The 14074-nt window shown below is 51.1% G+C and carries 16 protein-coding genes; 10 read left to right on the forward strand and 6 right to left on the reverse strand.

Annotated elements, in window-relative coordinates; all coding sequences use genetic code 11:
* Positions 1-222: 222 nt before the first annotated feature.
* On the forward strand, positions 223-1284 hold the full coding sequence (locus tag HU718_RS13270; RefSeq protein WP_186616055.1) for a hypothetical protein: 1062 nt from the start codon (positions 223-225) through the stop codon (positions 1282-1284).
* Between the two features lie 131 nt (positions 1285-1415).
* Here HU718_RS13270 and HU718_RS13275 read toward each other — a convergent pair whose 3' ends face one another.
* Together HU718_RS13275 and gspH are read right to left on the reverse strand one after the other, a co-directional pair.
* Positions 1416-2024: a type II secretion system protein GspJ gene (locus HU718_RS13275; protein WP_186616054.1), complete on the reverse strand. Its 609-nt coding sequence runs from the start codon at positions 2022-2024 to the stop codon at positions 1416-1418.
* Positions 2021-2467 carry a type II secretion system minor pseudopilin GspH gene (gene gspH, locus HU718_RS13280; RefSeq protein WP_186616053.1) on the reverse strand — a complete coding sequence of 149 codons (447 nt, stop codon included), beginning with the start codon at positions 2465-2467 and terminating at the stop codon, positions 2021-2023. Before gspH ends, HU718_RS13275 begins: the two co-directional genes overlap by 4 nt.
* 120 nt (positions 2468-2587) lie before the next feature.
* Between gspH and HU718_RS13285 the strand changes: the two genes are divergently transcribed.
* The 3 genes from HU718_RS13285 to HU718_RS13295 all read left to right on the forward strand — a co-directional run bounded on the left by HU718_RS13285 (position 2588) and on the right by HU718_RS13295 (position 4491).
* Positions 2588-3019, forward strand: coding sequence for a type II secretion system protein N (locus tag HU718_RS13285; protein WP_186616052.1), 432 nt, complete (start codon positions 2588-2590; stop codon positions 3017-3019).
* Between the two features lie 390 nt (positions 3020-3409).
* On the forward strand, positions 3410-3778 hold the full coding sequence (locus tag HU718_RS13290) for a hypothetical protein (RefSeq protein WP_186616051.1): 369 nt from the start codon (positions 3410-3412) through the stop codon (positions 3776-3778).
* Positions 3775-4491: a TIR domain-containing protein gene (locus HU718_RS13295; protein ID WP_217868286.1), complete on the forward strand. Its 717-nt coding sequence runs from the start codon at positions 3775-3777 to the stop codon at positions 4489-4491. Before HU718_RS13290 ends, HU718_RS13295 begins: the two co-directional genes overlap by 4 nt.
* A gap of 547 nt (positions 4492-5038) precedes the next feature.
* Here the strand turns inward: HU718_RS13295 and HU718_RS13300 are convergent.
* On the reverse strand, positions 5039-5890 hold the full coding sequence (locus HU718_RS13300) for a TIR domain-containing protein (protein WP_186616049.1): 852 nt from the start codon (positions 5888-5890) through the stop codon (positions 5039-5041).
* Positions 5891-6087: 197 nt separating this feature from the next.
* On the opposite strand from HU718_RS13300, the gene HU718_RS13305 reads away from it, so the two are divergent.
* The 3 genes from HU718_RS13305 to HU718_RS13315 all read left to right on the forward strand — a co-directional run bounded on the left by HU718_RS13305 (position 6088) and on the right by HU718_RS13315 (position 9370).
* Positions 6088-6489: a hypothetical protein gene (locus HU718_RS13305; protein WP_186616048.1), complete on the forward strand. Its 402-nt coding sequence runs from the start codon at positions 6088-6090 to the stop codon at positions 6487-6489.
* A gap of 307 nt (positions 6490-6796) precedes the next feature.
* Positions 6797-8395, forward strand: coding sequence for a P-loop NTPase fold protein (locus HU718_RS13310; protein WP_186616047.1), 1599 nt, complete (start codon positions 6797-6799; stop codon positions 8393-8395).
* A gap of 615 nt (positions 8396-9010) precedes the next feature.
* A complete protein-coding gene (locus HU718_RS13315; protein WP_137218217.1) occupies positions 9011-9370 on the forward strand; it encodes a DUF6124 family protein in 360 nt (119 codons plus the stop codon).
* Positions 9371-9539: 169 nt separating this feature from the next.
* Here the strand turns inward: HU718_RS13315 and HU718_RS13320 are convergent, their stop codons facing one another.
* Complete coding sequence (locus tag HU718_RS13320; RefSeq protein WP_186616046.1) at positions 9540-9914, reverse strand: hypothetical protein; 375 nt, start codon at positions 9912-9914, stop codon at positions 9540-9542.
* A gap of 297 nt (positions 9915-10211) precedes the next feature.
* On the opposite strand from HU718_RS13320, the gene HU718_RS13325 reads away from it, so the two are divergent.
* The gene (locus HU718_RS13325; RefSeq protein WP_186616045.1) at positions 10212-10928 is read left to right on the forward strand and encodes a hypothetical protein; all 717 of its coding nucleotides are present in this window, start codon (positions 10212-10214) and stop codon (positions 10926-10928) included.
* Between the two features lie 430 nt (positions 10929-11358).
* Complete coding sequence (locus HU718_RS13330; protein ID WP_186616044.1) at positions 11359-11718, forward strand: DUF6124 family protein; 360 nt, start codon at positions 11359-11361, stop codon at positions 11716-11718.
* 176 nt (positions 11719-11894) lie between these two features.
* Here HU718_RS13330 and HU718_RS13335 read toward each other — a convergent pair whose 3' ends face one another.
* Positions 11895-12836 (reverse strand): aromatic alcohol reductase, encoded by a 942-nt coding sequence (locus HU718_RS13335; protein ID WP_186616043.1) that lies wholly within the window; start codon positions 12834-12836, stop codon positions 11895-11897.
* Between the two features lie 96 nt (positions 12837-12932).
* On the opposite strand from HU718_RS13335, the gene HU718_RS13340 reads away from it, so the two are divergent.
* Complete coding sequence (locus HU718_RS13340) at positions 12933-13391, forward strand: winged helix-turn-helix transcriptional regulator (RefSeq protein WP_077573217.1); 459 nt, start codon at positions 12933-12935, stop codon at positions 13389-13391.
* A 112-nt stretch (positions 13392-13503) separates the two neighbouring features.
* Here HU718_RS13340 and HU718_RS13345 read toward each other — a convergent pair whose 3' ends face one another.
* Positions 13504-14073: a LemA family protein gene (locus HU718_RS13345; protein WP_110719111.1), complete on the reverse strand. Its 570-nt coding sequence runs from the start codon at positions 14071-14073 to the stop codon at positions 13504-13506.
* Between the last annotated feature and the right edge of the window lies 1 nt (position 14074).

Below are 14074 nucleotides of genomic sequence, written 5' to 3' on the forward strand. Positions count from 1 at the left end.
CACCCCCGTGGGAGCGAGCTTGCTCGCGAAGGCTTCCTTACAGTTATACCGATATCAGTGGGCCCGCCCTATTCTCGGGCAGGCGAACAGGCCTAATACGGCTTCTGGGTTGTGCAGCAGCAGGTAACATAGAGGCGTGTCAAAGTGCTAGCATCGCGACATTTGGGCCATTGATTCTTTCGAAGATCCGGTGGCCTCCTAGGTGAACGAAGGGAGAGATTGGTGCAGGTAATTACAGGGAACGCTCGGCTTCGTAGAGGCATTCGATCTTTTCAAAAGGTTCTGATCGATCAGGCAGAGCCACGCGGGGAAGAAGTGTGGGCATTTCCGAGTGGAGATAGAGCACCCTGCCTTACCTATGCATTGGAAACCGATCTTGGGGAAATGCTGTTCGCTATTCCTCCGCCTTGGGATGGGAGACAAGCACACCTGTTCAAGCTGGGTTTTGAGGGCGGGACACTCTCTCCCGACGCTGAGATCAACATTCCTGACGGCCTCAACCGCAAGGTTTCAGGGGTTTTGATAGCTGGTCCTGACGGCGAAACTCTAATCGGTCATCGCGGTACCTTTACGGCATTTCGTGGCCGGGTGCCCCGCAGAGATGCGTTCGAGCACTTTCAGGATTGGTTGATAGAGGTAGCAGACGACGGTCGGAACGCAGACGTAATCGCTGTGTCCTCAACAAACTCCCCGAGTATCGCGAATGACATTGCCGAGTTCCTATTCAAGGTGAAGCGGCTCAAGGAGCAAAGAAAGGCGGAGCTTGGAGATGATGCCGAGAACTCAGATCCGGCCCCCGACGACGAAGACGAATCGGGCGCTAAGTGGCGGGAGCAGGAAGAATTTGAGGGCAGCAAGTCTTATGTACCTGGGCAGGACAAATGCGAATACCAGTATCTACACGGCCCGCTCTGTAATGCCCTCCATCGCAAGCTGGATGAACTCGTTAAGGGAAATTCCGAGCTCAAGGTTGGCAAGCACCGTGTCGATTTGGCGCTAGTCAGCAGAGCCACAGAAAAGGCCAAGGTGATTTTTGAGGTCAAAACCAGCAGCGCCATGTCAGCACAGCTCTACGCTGGATTTGGCCAGCTTGCCTACTACCGGCATCGTTTCGGAGATGTTGATACCAAGCTCATCCTGGTGCTGCCTGCGAGCACAGCATCCGATTTTGCAGCAGCGGATTTCTTCAAACAGGCCAACATTCAGGTTTTGTTTGGTGAGGGCGGTCTTTTTGAGAACTCAGATGGTGAAAGCTTGGAAGAAGTGCTGAGCGGCATCCTGTAATCCCCTACGACGCCGATCAGTCCATGAAGGCCAGCGCGGTCTGCATCGGCCCGTCAACGTAATGACATTTCCAAGACGAAGGGCGTGAGGAATCCAAGACCGCTCCCTTGGACTTGTGCTGTGATGCTGGTTTATTGCAGTGGACCAATCACTTGACGGTATTTCTCAGGCCCTTGGGGTGTTTGGCGGGTCAGGTATATCTCCAACCCCAGCGGATCCTCCCGCCGATTCCCGGTCAACTGCCGCCACCCCTTATCCACCTCCCAAACCCGCACCTGCACATCACTCACATCCTGCAAAACAGCAACCCCACTCCCAGGCGCCGGCAACGGATACCGACTCCGCGCCTCAGCCACCGCCCGATACAACGTGTCGCCCTTGACCCACCACCGCACCCGCTGCAACGCCCCCGGCTGATCCGCCGCCGTGCGAATAATGTCCAGCCGAAACCCCTTACTGTCGCTACTGCGCACAGTCAAAGCGGGCGGGGCGGTCGGCGGCTCATCATCCACGCCAACCTTCTTCGGCTCGGTCAACTCAACCCCCGCGCGCATCTCCACATCCCGCTGCAACTGATTCAGCGCCCGCAACAAACCGTCACTCTGCTCACTGCTGGCCTGCAAATGACTGTCCGCCCGCGTCACACTGTCCAGCCCCCGCCAGGCAATCAAACTCACCACCGCCATCAACAAAATCGCGACCATCACCTCAATCAACGTAAACCCTTGCTGGCGCTTCATTGCAGGCTGATCCGGCCCGCGCCATCACGCAGCACACTCAAGCGATTCAACCCATCCGACAACGTCAATTGCAGCGGCGGATTAATCCACTCAGCGTTCAGCACGACTTTCTGTTTCGGCTCCACCCGCACCTCCATCTTCGGACTCTGCCAGGCACGCGGCCGCAACTGCGGATCCTGCGCGAAATGATCAAACCCCTTGCCACTGTCACTGCGCCGACTAAACCGAAACCCCTTGGCATCACTCACCCACACAATCGGCCGGCCATCCGCGCGGGCCTCGGCCTGCGCGACCTGCAGCAACTGCGCCACGCGCTCGGCATCCTTGCGCAGCAACTGCAACGGATCGGGCTTGATACTAAGGCTGATCGCCGCACTGGCGATGCCGATGATCACCAGCACCACCATCAACTCGATCAGCGTAAAACCCTCTTGCCTGTTCATCGCGCGCGCGCTCCTTTGCGTCCTGCGCCATCGTGCACGGCCAACATGTAAGGCGTGTGAAATAAAACGGAGAGAATTGCCGCGTAGGCTGACAGCAGGGATAAAAAGGAGATTCAACCCATGACTTTCACCGCACGCTTTTCCCCACCCCAAATGGTCCAGGCCCTCACACTGCTCGCGGCGCTGGTCGGCGTAGCGACGTGTTCGTCACTGCTGCTGACCTCCGCCGAATCACACACCCCGGCAGCGGCCCCGCAGTTGCTGGCGGCGCGCAGTGATAGCCCGGCGTTGCAGTGGTTTTCCAATCAAACGGCGCCGGTGGATATCAAGGTGAGCGGGGTGATGGCGGGGAGTCGGGGGGCGGTGGCGATACTTAGCCTGAACGATGGGCCGCCGAGGAGTTTTTTGCAGGGGGAGAAGGTTGGGCCTGGGGTGAAGTTGGTGGCGGTTGAGGGGGATGGGGTGGTGATTGAGCAGGGTGGGGAGAGGGTAAGGTTGGGGGTGGAGAGGTTGGTGGAGGGGGTGGTGATGCCTAGGTTGGTGAGGCCCTGACTGGACAACGTGAAGTAAGTTTATTCCTCGTTTGTGGTTTGAGTGTGAGGCCTCTGCATTTAGAGCAGTGCAAGGTACGCGTGATCGCATTGTATTCGGCATGCGAAATTTTTCTGGGCTCCAAAACAGGATGATGGACACGATACTGGCAAAACGGTAGCGTGCACCCGTTTGTGTTCGAAACAATTTTTCGGTCACGTTGCATCAGCATTTGATTCGTTATGGACTTGGCCGTTTACATTTGTTGAGCGTCAGGAATGGTTTGGGTGATAAAAAATGGGTGTGGTTTTGGTGAAGTGGCGAGTATTTCATGATGGTCGCTAACGTCACGTGTCGCCGGAATGGATAATTAGTTGGAGAAAGGAATTGAATAGAACGGGAGATAGATAGGTGGAAGCATTCATACTGCCTACACTCTTAGTATTGCTGAGCGCTGCGCTAAGAAGTTTTATAGTGAGTAAAAGTGGTACAGCTACAATTTTGGGAGAATTGGGGTTGGGTTTGCCTGTTGATCTAACTTTTGGTGCGCTTTCAATAGCTATATCTTCGGCTGCAATATTTCAATATTGGCTTGATAATCGGGCTATGCTTATTGTGGGTGTGCTGTTAGTGGCTATTTTTCAACTTGGAGTGTTGTATCGGCCGTGCAAGGAGTATATCGATGAAGACAAAAATTGGCAGTCGTTCGGTTTGTGGTTTTTGAATGCCTTTGTTACTTTTTGTGTGTTTTTATTTTTGGTTTTTAAGGTGGTGAAATGATCCGTGACATGAGTTCGTTTGAGTTTATTGTTGCATTTGCCATTTTGTTATTGGCTATGACGGCTGCTATGGCTTTAATGTTTTATACAATGAATAAGAGAAGGGAGTCTAAATACAATGAAGAAAAAAATAGGATTGAGTTGGATGCGCTTCGTCACAATGTTGAGTCTGAGATTTATAGTTTGAACAAGCGTCTCACTAGAACTTCTTCGAGGTTTGAAGATGCATTTCATTTACAGCTAGATGGGAATGTGGGTGTGAGCAAAGTTGATAAGCCAACGCTTGCTCTAAATGAATTTCTCAAAAGTGCTGGTTTAAAGCAAGGCGACCTTTTAGAAAAGGACTTTGTTTTTGTTCTCACACCTTTTCATAGTGAGTTTAATGGTGTTTATGACGCGATTAAGTCTGTCTGCGAAAAAGCTGATATCAGATGTATTAGAGGTGACGAGCAGAATTTCAAAGGGGATATATTCTCCCATGTATTGAAAAGCATTGTTCAAGCTAAGGTGGTGATAGCAAATTTGAGTGGTAGAAATCCGAATGTCTTATATGAATTGGGGGTCGCCCATGCTCTGGATAAAACCACTATATTGGTCTCTCATCTACTAGATGACTTGCCAGTTGATATTAAGTCGAAACGAATCGTGACGTATAAGGATGAATCTGACTTAAAAAGCTTATTGCCTGTTGAGTTGTTGAAAGCAATGAAGTGAGCATCGATTTGGACTGCCCATGCAAACGGAAGTTACGGTTGCCATTTTATACTGGTGGATTCCATGGGTAGTACGAACTGTTAATATGGTTGAATGGTCATTTTCGCAGGTAAGTTTCTCATGAGGTCGTACTTGTATCGTGATCAATTTTCTAAAAACATTAGGCTGTAAGGTGTTGGTTTATTGGTTTGTTGTAATCCACAATCGAAACGCCTGTCGATTGGGTTTGGTGCAGCATAAATCACAGATTGTTGAACTCGATAATAGAAAGAGCTTTCAATAAGTATTAGGGGTGGATCGATTTTCTTTAAACTAAATACGTTCCGTTTTCTATATTCTGCTGCCCCTAATCCGCAAATTTATGCTACATGCTGAATCGTTTTGCTAAATTAATCATCGCGCTCGATACGATGGCTCCACGCTGAAGATATAATACACGAAGCTAACATAGCTAGGAGAGATTGGTTGTATGGGGATGTTTGGTTTCTATTCTTCTTGTTGGTCGCTCCTTATCATTTTTCGGTCGGTAACTGCGGAGCGGCGTTCGTTAGAATGGTATGTCATCATCAAATGAATCAAAGTCGATTGCTGGGCTTTGAGTGTCTTGCCTTATTGGTTTGGTTTTCTTTGTGGCTTTTATTTCTATTTCATTTGCCAGGATGTAATCTAGCCCGTCAGGTGTCACGGAATAGGTGTAATACTCGTACCTACCATCTGCATGTATAGATTTTTGAATAAACCCTAGACGTTCAAGTTTGACGACGGCAATAGAGTAAAATTCACCCGATTTAGAGTCGTTAAATAGCTCGCCTGACATAACTCCTTCAACATTATGCAGGCCTTTTTCAAATATCTCTAACAGTAAGCGCAGCTCTATTGTTCCGACTTTATAGTCAAATCCAGTTTTCTTTGTGCGGGCTTTTATAATGGTAGAATCATCCGTGGCCAAGCCGAGTCTTAAAACTTCTTTTTTGATTTTACTGCATGGTGAATTTACTGCTTGTGTAAGATCCCTGTCTGAGCGGTTACCCTCGAAGTCAGCAGGTGTTAACCCCAGGAGGTCCGTAGGGAAATGCATATTAATGCCGCGGGGCTTAATAAGAAAGCATCGTTCTTTTGATAGGCTGCCAATAAAAAGCCCCAACTCAAAAAGCACATTATCCCTAACCACAATGTGGCTCTGCTCCCTAATAGTCGAAACGTCATCCGGAGTGAAGACAAAAATAGCAAAGTCCACCGTTCGAGATTTTTCCATCAAGCTCTCTATCGTATAGCTTGACAGATCAAATCCATCCTTCCAGTGCACAATCTCGGCATCGTAGTCGAGGCTTTCATTGATAGCATTGGCTACATCAAGCCCCTCAACGGAGGATGCCAAAAATATTCGGGGTTTTCTCATCTCCACTGATCCTTGTCCATGTTGAATTGGGCTGCTTTTAGAGTAGCTAAAGGCCTCCCTAATCACCACTATGTTTGGCAACGCGGGGGATTGGGCCCGGTCCGTGGCGTCATCGTCGTAGCGGTGTCATATGCTGGTGGAACCCTTGGTAGGGCTACAGGCGAATGGGCCGGTGAGAAGACCTATGAGGCTAGTAAATGAGTTTGAACGTCGTTGATCAGGTAATTCTGTCCATTGCCATCGTTGATCTGGCAGGGCTAATTCTTTGGGGAGGCCTCTGTTTGCGCCTTGGCTATACGACGACGGATTTGATGTTGGAGCACCTGAAGAATTGCTCAGCCATCATGACTCGGGTTCTGCTTCGGCATGGTGGGCCTTGGGGAAAGCTTCTACTTGTAGGCGGCATTTCGGGAATTGTGACGTTCCCCAAGTTTTATTTGAAAAGAGGTGAGCTGAGCTCTGAAGACTTGACCAGTTTCCGAGCTCCCCTCAAACGGAAGCTAGTAGTGCTGCAATGGAGTGTCATTTCTCTGTTGTTGGTCATCATCAGCTTTGGGATCACTGTTAAGTCCGGTTTTGTTAGCGGTGCTGAACACTGAGTCATTAAAACCAAAAAAACTGTCGCCTCCTTCGGAACCACAAAAAAAGCTTTCAATGGAGGCAATCTTCATCGTATTGGCCATGCTCTGTATCGGCTACTACCATGCCCTTGGGGACGGAGATATCGAAACCATTGAAATTTCGTCCATGTCTTGCCCCCGCTCGTGGAGGTCGATCTTGAACCTTTTGCAAAATTGGCAGCGTGAGCAGTGATTGTGGCTGTGCGAATGGTCAGGTGATTGACAAGGTGGTTACCGGTGCCGTACGAAGGCTTTTTCACCTCAATCTTCTGAATTCAAGGAAATTATGAAGACATCGATCCAGACTGCAGCGGACGCACTTCAGAGCGCGCTATCGAATCCGGCATACAGAGTCATCGCGCTGACTGGGAAATGGGGAACAGGAAAAACCTATTTATGGCAGACTCTGAAACCTAAGAACAAAGGTGTATTGGAGGTTTCAGCATTTGGTGCGAGAAATATAGAAGATATCAAAAGAAAATTATTTCAGGATAGTATAAAGGTTTCCAATATTGAGGCGAAGGACTTCGCAGTTAGCGCTATTAATGTTCTTGAAGCTATTCCTAAGAAGTTTCTTGGTTTAAGTGTCGGTGATGCAGCGCTAGCTGCCTTGCCCCAAATGGTAAAGAAAAAAACGATCATCATTGATGATGTTGAAAGAAAAAATAAATCTCTCGAAATAAGTGAGGTTCTAGGGCTGATCAATGAGTTTACAGAGAAATACAACTGCCGATTCTTATTAATCCTGAATACTGACAGCATGGAGGATAAGCAAATATGGCAAAGCCTCCACGAAAAAGTAATTGATAAAGAAATTGCGTTAAATCCAACTTCGGCGGACAGTTTTAAAATAGCCGCTGGCGGTCTCGATACTCCTATAATCACTATCGCGAAAGAGGTCTTTGCCGAGTACAAAATTCAAAACATAAGGATCATCAAGAAAACATTAGAGGCCGTAATCGAGATCTTGCCCAAGCAAAACTCACTACCTGAAAGCCTATACAGGGCTTACATCCCAACTCTGATATTTTTGGGTATATGTTATTTTCGCGGTTTCAGTAATGGAGTGACGCTGGACTATGCGGCTAACCACATTTTTAGACAGCCAAATGAGCCTAAAAATGAAGAGTGGGACGCGATGATTAGCAAAATTGCCATCCGCGCAAATAAACTCTCCGAGTTGGCTATCGACTACTTCAGGCTTGGCGTCATGGCACATGAAGATGTGGCGATTTTTTTTAAACCATTAAAAGCCAACATAAAAAACGCCGAATTTCAAAACAGAATTGACACCTTTATAAAAGATCTTTACTGGAGCCTTGAGCAGACCGAAACTGATGTTCAGTCATTTTTGCTAATTTTGACTAAGAAAATCTATAGATTGGACGCGGGCCAAATCTCAAGATTTTTCGATGATCTTTGCCTGCACGGTTATAAAAGTGAGGCTGAGCACTTATTGTCCGCTTGGCTGGAGAAGGCCAAAAGCGATCCGGATGCCTACAAAAAACTTGAATATGTCTACCGTGAACGAGCGCCCAAAAGATTGTGGGAGTTCAAAGCCAAGCTGAATCCCCCAGAGGAAAAAATTGTCTCTCTGAAAGAGGCAGTCCAGAGCTACTTATTGACAGACCAACTTACCCAGAAGTCGATCAATACCCTGTCTAGTGCCACCAAAGAAGAATACGAATCGACACTGAAATCCTTAACAACTGCTGAGCTGAAAGATTTTTTTGAGCTTCATTTCCGCTTGGGTGAAAGACGTGAGAACTATTGGCGCTCCGCACAGGAAAGTTTCATCGCAGCTTGTAAAGATATTTCGATGACCGCCACCGAAACAAAGCTTGGGATAATCCTGGGTCGAGAATTGAAACTACGTAAGCTTTAGATAAGGCGGGCTGGTCTGTGGGCGTCGCTGGGATTGTCCCTAGCGAGCCCAATGGAGGGGAACAGAGCGTGCGTGCGGTGGCGACTGTAAAGAGTACAGGTTTATTTAAAACTTCAAATCTTTGGAAGTTAAGAATGCCACCCTTTTCACTGGCGAAAAAAGAGGGCTGATTTCCTACCTAGAAATAAATCATCCCTCTTTGTTTAGTGGATAAGGGATCGGATCTATTTCTGGGGCAAGAGAACGCCACAAAGCCTCAATAAACGCCGATGTTTAAGAATACATCTCCAGACACTCTCTCAGGCTACACATCCTTGCGCCATTGCCTACAGCTACGCCAGAATCCGCCGGCTTGTGCGCCTTGGGGGTGGGTTCTATTGTGGTCCGGTCGCTGACGAATCAGCGATCGGGTTTGGTAGCCCGGTTTAGACTTGGCGCATAGCGTCACCCGATACAGGCCTTTTTGGGGCTGTGTATTTATGGTGGCCATGCGCAGGGCGTCTTCGGGCGCGCCGGTTCTCCAAGTCACCGGTCTACCAACCTTCGCATGGCCACCACCCCTTCGTTTGGTAGCGAAAGATGATGGCTCCTTTTCTATGATTTGGAGATTCACTCATGATCAAACCAACACCCAACCCGCCCGAAACCGCCTCGGTTTCCCCCTACGAATCCATCGATTCCAGAAAACTCCACGAAGCCGCCGACCGCGCGCTCGACCATTACCTCTGTCCACCCGGTTCCACGCCGCCGCCACGTAAAAACCGTGGGATGTACGCCGTGACGGCGGACAACAAAACCGAAGAACTGCTGGTCGATGCCAGTGAAACACTCGCTTCGGCCAAAACCATTGCCCAGAACGTCTCCAGCCTGTTGCCGGCATCGCAGCGCCATGCGCTGGCGGGGATTGCGCAGTTGATCATGCTCGGGGAGCTGGCGGTGAATCGGGCGCTCGATAATTTGCAATTGCCGGGTTGATGCGGTGCGGGGCAGGTAGCGATGGCACATGCGCTGTTTCTGTTGCCTGATAATCCGCTATCGCCAGCAGGCTGGCTCCCACAGGGTTTTGTGTTAGTAGCGGACATTGTGTTCGGCGCTGAAACCTGTGGGAGCGGGTCGGTTACTTTCCTGCGCCGTTTTCACGTGATTACTGAGGCGCCTCGGGACATTCGCGGGTCCATCGCGTCACGGTCATGTCATTGAATTGCTCACCGATGGTATCGACGCGTAGGCAAGTTCCTTTCTTCGCGTAGTACAAGATGCAACGCGAGCTATCAAACGAGCAGGTATCCAGTTCGAAGAACTTGTGTGCAGCCAGCTCCTTCTCCACGCCACTGTATTGATAGCCGTCGTTGGTATGCATCCGGGTTGGCTTCCATCCTTGTTTGATCAGCTTTGCCTTGGCCGCTACCAAACGTTCACCAACGATGATGCCTGGGCTTGGCGCCTCTGAGCTATCGGCAAACGCTACGCTGATACCGATGCAGTAAAGTGCGGAAAGTACGAGGATCGACGCTTTCATTTGACAGTTTCTCCAGCCGATTTCTAGCTCGACAAAAACTCCGGATACCCGGCGGAAGGGGGCGTGGGATTGTTTCTTACCTGGGCCTTCGGCATGCGCCGCCCACCTTATCGCTGCTTTCGCCATCGCGCCCAGAGTAATTAGGGACTGGCCTATTTTCTGAAACAACAAATACGTCCCCAAAAGGCATACCGAAGGCACGTAGACCAACTATTCTGTTCGACCGAGTAGCTGAATTTTCGCTGATACACTGATTTCCAAAGTTTGCCTGTAGCCGCCAATTAGCCGGGAGTTGAGATGGAAATTAAAGAGTTTTGCGTCGCTCATGGATTTGATTTGAGCGGCAGTGGAGTGGCATCGGGAGGCGGAAGTTTTGGAATGACAGATCTGAAAATTTCTCCGATTGAATTTTTGACTTTGGCAGAAGACGATTTTGAACGGGGCGGTTTGGCAGCCCTTGTTAACGCAACGACTAACGTGAAACGCGCCATTGTCGGACAGCTTGATCAGTTGTTGATCTCTTTTGGCTATTCTTCACTTAGATGGAACGTGCCGAAGAAGATCGAGCGAGTAAGGGCGCTAGGGTTATTGGCACCCAGTCTGCTGCGTAAAGTTGTCGATATGCGAAATTTTCTTGAGCACGAGTACGCTACACCTGAGCTCAAAAACGTTGAGGAGGCGTTGGATATCGCGAGTCTCTTTGTGATGTCTGCTTCGGCAATGTTCATTCCTTTCGATGATGTTCTGGAGTTTTCACGATCTGAGCTCCCAGTGTCGGATAGCTCTGTCACCCATCTCACGGCGGGGTTGAGTCGGGAGGATTCGGGCAGGGTTTTTTACACTGTTTACGCGTATGAACCTGGCGATTACGCCGGACATTGTGTTGGTCAATGCCAGATTCAATCAGGTCATGTCCTATTTGAAGCAATGGTGAAGCTTTCCGCATCGCTGATGCTTCGATACAAAGTAAACCAAGCACTCAGTGATTTCGAAGCTGCCTATGCCCGGTTATGAGTGCTCGTTATTTTTTGACCGGGGGAAAGGGCTTGACCCAGTTAAGGGGGAGAGCGGCGCAGCAAGGCCCCGATAAACGCCAATGTTTAAAAAGACATCTCCAAACACTCTCTCAGGCTACACACCCTTGCGCCTTTGCCTACAGCTACGCCAGAATCCGCCGGCTTGTGCGCTTTGTACCTGGTCTTTATTGTCTACGTGTCGCTGGCAACCCAGCGACCGGGTTTAGCGACCTGACCAGGTATAAGTACAACGACGCTCCAGTTTGTCGCAGACGTTTACGACGACGATATGGTGGCTGTGCGTGGGAGACCTTCGGGTCTGCCGGGTCTTATACCTCTCGGTTCGCTAACCCGCGTACAGCTGCCACCCTTACTTGTTTAGCGACAGGTGTTGGTGGTTCCACCAGGTATAAATTTGGAGCTTCACCATGATCAAACCAACACCCAACCCGCCCGAAACCGCCTCGGTTTCCCCCTACGAATCCATCGATTCCAGAAAACTCCACGAAGCCGCCGACCGCGCTCTCGACCATTACCTCTGTCCACCCGGTTCCACGCCGCCCCCACGTAAAAACCGTAGGATGTACGCCGTGACGGCAGACAACAAAACCGAAGAACTGCTGGTCGATGCCAGTGCAACACTCGCTTCGGCCAAAACCATCGCCCAGAACGTCTCCAGCCTGTTGCCGGCATCGCAACGCCATGCGCTGGCGGGGATTGCGCAGTTGATCATGCTCGGGGAGTTGGCGGTGAATCGGGCGCTGGATAATTTGCAATTGCCGGAGTGATACGGGTGTCGGGGGCACTTGGTGATTGATCAGGTGTGAACTCTGGCGCCTTCGCGAGCAGGCTCGCTCCCACCTTTGTGTGTGTTCCAAGGTGGGAGCGGGCTGGCTCTTCAGCCGCGATACATATCGAGAGACCTACGCGTTTCTGTACCTGCGGTTGTGGGGCTTTCTTTGCGTCAATTGACTGCCAGGTTGTCCCGAGCCCACTGTTCAGCCGTAGTGACCTGAATCGACTGCTGTTCGTTGAAAGTCCCCGCTTTAGGCCACGACACGCCTCTGCCTTGGGCAAATACGGCGCGGTATTTTTTGATGTGGTGAGTGGGGTCTTTTTCCAGCTCGTGCATCAGGTACGGAACCGTCCAGACGTTACGCTTGAACGGCCGCCCCAGCACACGTTCAAGGATGCTCGCCACCTGCCCGTACGTCACCGTGTCGCCAGACAGGTAGACGATCTCATTGCGAAAGCGCGGTTCGAAGAAAACGATGTCCGCTGTCAGCTTACCGATGTCCTCGGGTGTCGTGAGCGTCACGCTGGTTTCCAGGCTGCCCAAGGCGTTGATGGCGTCGTTCTCAAAGTCGACGACCTCAAAGACCGGCTCGAACAGAAAACTGGTGAACATGCCGGTCGAGATGATCACCCACTCGGTTTTATCTTGTGCACGAAGTAGTTCGCGCACGTCGAGTTGCGCATCGAACAAGTCCTGCGGGCTGCCCCGGCCAATCACTTCGAAATCGACGCCAAACTGCCAAGGGAAGTAGCGCTTCACGCCGGACCTGAGCGCGGCTGTCGCCAGTTTCATCGGCGTTTCACGGCCCGCGACCATGCCTGCGCAGCCTATGACGGTGTCGAATGCTGCGAACACTTCGGCCAGTTGATCGATGGAATCGTTAACCAGGTCTGCAGCGACTAGCTGGATGCCCAGACTGCGCAGTTCATCGACTTCCAGTTTTTTCTCGGGGGCTTGCGTGTTGATGGTCGAATCCCTGAGCAGGACGCTGATGGTGCTGCCGGGCGAGCGCTTGGCTACTCGCGCAAGATTACGCAGCACCGGCAGGCCGAGTTCGCCGGCGCCGAGTACGAGAATGGATTGTGGGGAAGGGTGGGTCGCTTCGGTCATGATGTCTCCTGAGATCCGTCGTCTGTATGATTTGGCGATGCTGGCACGATTGCGCAGCGCTCAGAAGAAGGCACACGCGTGATACCAGGGGGACAGATGACCGATGAGGAAACCCTTAGCCAGGCAGAAGCGATCTGCCAGACGCTAAGACGAGACGATGATGGCGTGCGTCGCGAAGTCCTGGCTCACGCCGGTAGCCGCTGGTCACTGGGTATCCTGCATGCTTTGGGTGTGTACGGCACGATGCGTCATGCCGAGATCAAACGGCAAATGACGGGCGTGACTCAGCGCATGTTGACCAAGACGCTGCGGGCGCTGGAACGCGATGGTCTGCTGATACGGCGGGAGTTGGATCAAGTGCCGCCCCATGTCGAGTACGAGCTGACGGCGTTGGGTATGGAGTTGTTGGTTCGCATGTCGCCGATTTGGACGTGGGTTGTGGAGCACGTGGATGATTTTCGCGAGGCGCGTCGTGTGTTTGATGGTCAGAGCGGGAAAAAGCCTTCGTGGCAGGTTCCGGTGGTGGGGCTGGTTGATTCAGAAGGGGCCGATTGAACGCTCGTGTCATTAAATGGTTCGCGCCCGAGAAATCAGCGGCGAATCTATTCAAGAAGGCAGGTGATCGAACCACCACCCTCACGGGCGATGGTTCGATACTTAACGCAGGTTAGATATTCGGGGTGTAAGAGAAACTCTGCGAAGCTTCGGTATCGGTGAATGGCGTGACGCGAGTTTTCTTGTTGAACAGGCCATTGACGACCGAGCCGGGGAACATCTCGATGGCGTTGTTGAACAGTTCGACGTTGCGGTTGTAGATGGTGATGGCGGCGCCGACGTTCTCTTGTTGTTCGGCAATTTCACGCATCATGTTGTTCGCCGCTTCTGATGCTTTCAGGTCAGGGTAGGCCTCGAAAGCGATGCGTAGGCCACCCATTAGCTCCCGGGTGGCGGTTTCAACGGTCGTGAGGGCATTGCCATTGGCGCCCGCAGGCAGGGCGTTGACCGCGCTGCGAAGGCCGGTGATCTTTTCCAGGAGGCTGGCCTCATAGACCATGAAATCTGCGAGCACTTTTTGAAGCTGGTCGAGAACTTTGGTCTTCTGGCGTTCGTAAACGAGGACGTCCGACCATGCACGTTGTACTCGGTTGTGTCCCCCGATGATGCCGTTGTAGATGCTGAATCCCCCGATGATCATGACGACAGCGATAACAGCGGCGAGGATGAGTGCAATGTCCATG

The organism is Pseudomonas tensinigenes, assembly GCF_014268445.2.
Taxonomy (GTDB): Bacteria; Pseudomonadota; Gammaproteobacteria; order Pseudomonadales; family Pseudomonadaceae; genus Aquipseudomonas; species Aquipseudomonas tensinigenes.

Coding starts and splice junctions, on each gene's coding strand:
- HU718_RS13275 (WP_186616054.1), bottom strand. CDS start 2,024: ATGAAGCGCCAGCAAGGGTTTACGTTGATTGAGGTGATGGTCGCGATT.
- gspH (WP_186616053.1), bottom strand. CDS start 2,467: ATGAACAGGCAAGAGGGTTTTACGCTGATCGAGTTGATGGTGGTGCTG.
- HU718_RS13285 (WP_186616052.1), top strand. CDS start 2,588: ATGACTTTCACCGCACGCTTTTCCCCACCCCAAATGGTCCAGGCCCTC.
- HU718_RS13295 (WP_217868286.1), top strand. CDS start 3,775: ATGATCCGTGACATGAGTTCGTTTGAGTTTATTGTTGCATTTGCCATT.
- HU718_RS13300 (WP_186616049.1), bottom strand. CDS start 5,890: ATGAGAAAACCCCGAATATTTTTGGCATCCTCCGTTGAGGGGCTTGAT.
- HU718_RS13305 (WP_186616048.1), top strand. CDS start 6,088: ATGAGTTTGAACGTCGTTGATCAGGTAATTCTGTCCATTGCCATCGTT.
- HU718_RS13310 (WP_186616047.1), top strand. CDS start 6,797: ATGAAGACATCGATCCAGACTGCAGCGGACGCACTTCAGAGCGCGCTA.
- HU718_RS13315 (WP_137218217.1), top strand. CDS start 9,011: ATGATCAAACCAACACCCAACCCGCCCGAAACCGCCTCGGTTTCCCCC.
- HU718_RS13320 (WP_186616046.1), bottom strand. CDS start 9,914: ATGAAAGCGTCGATCCTCGTACTTTCCGCACTTTACTGCATCGGTATC.
- HU718_RS13325 (WP_186616045.1), top strand. CDS start 10,212: ATGGAAATTAAAGAGTTTTGCGTCGCTCATGGATTTGATTTGAGCGGC.
- HU718_RS13330 (WP_186616044.1), top strand. CDS start 11,359: ATGATCAAACCAACACCCAACCCGCCCGAAACCGCCTCGGTTTCCCCC.
- HU718_RS13335 (WP_186616043.1), bottom strand. CDS start 12,836: ATGACCGAAGCGACCCACCCTTCCCCACAATCCATTCTCGTACTCGGC.
- HU718_RS13340 (WP_077573217.1), top strand. CDS start 12,933: ATGACCGATGAGGAAACCCTTAGCCAGGCAGAAGCGATCTGCCAGACG.
- HU718_RS13345 (WP_110719111.1), bottom strand. CDS start 14,073: ATGGACATTGCACTCATCCTCGCCGCTGTTATCGCTGTCGTCATGATC.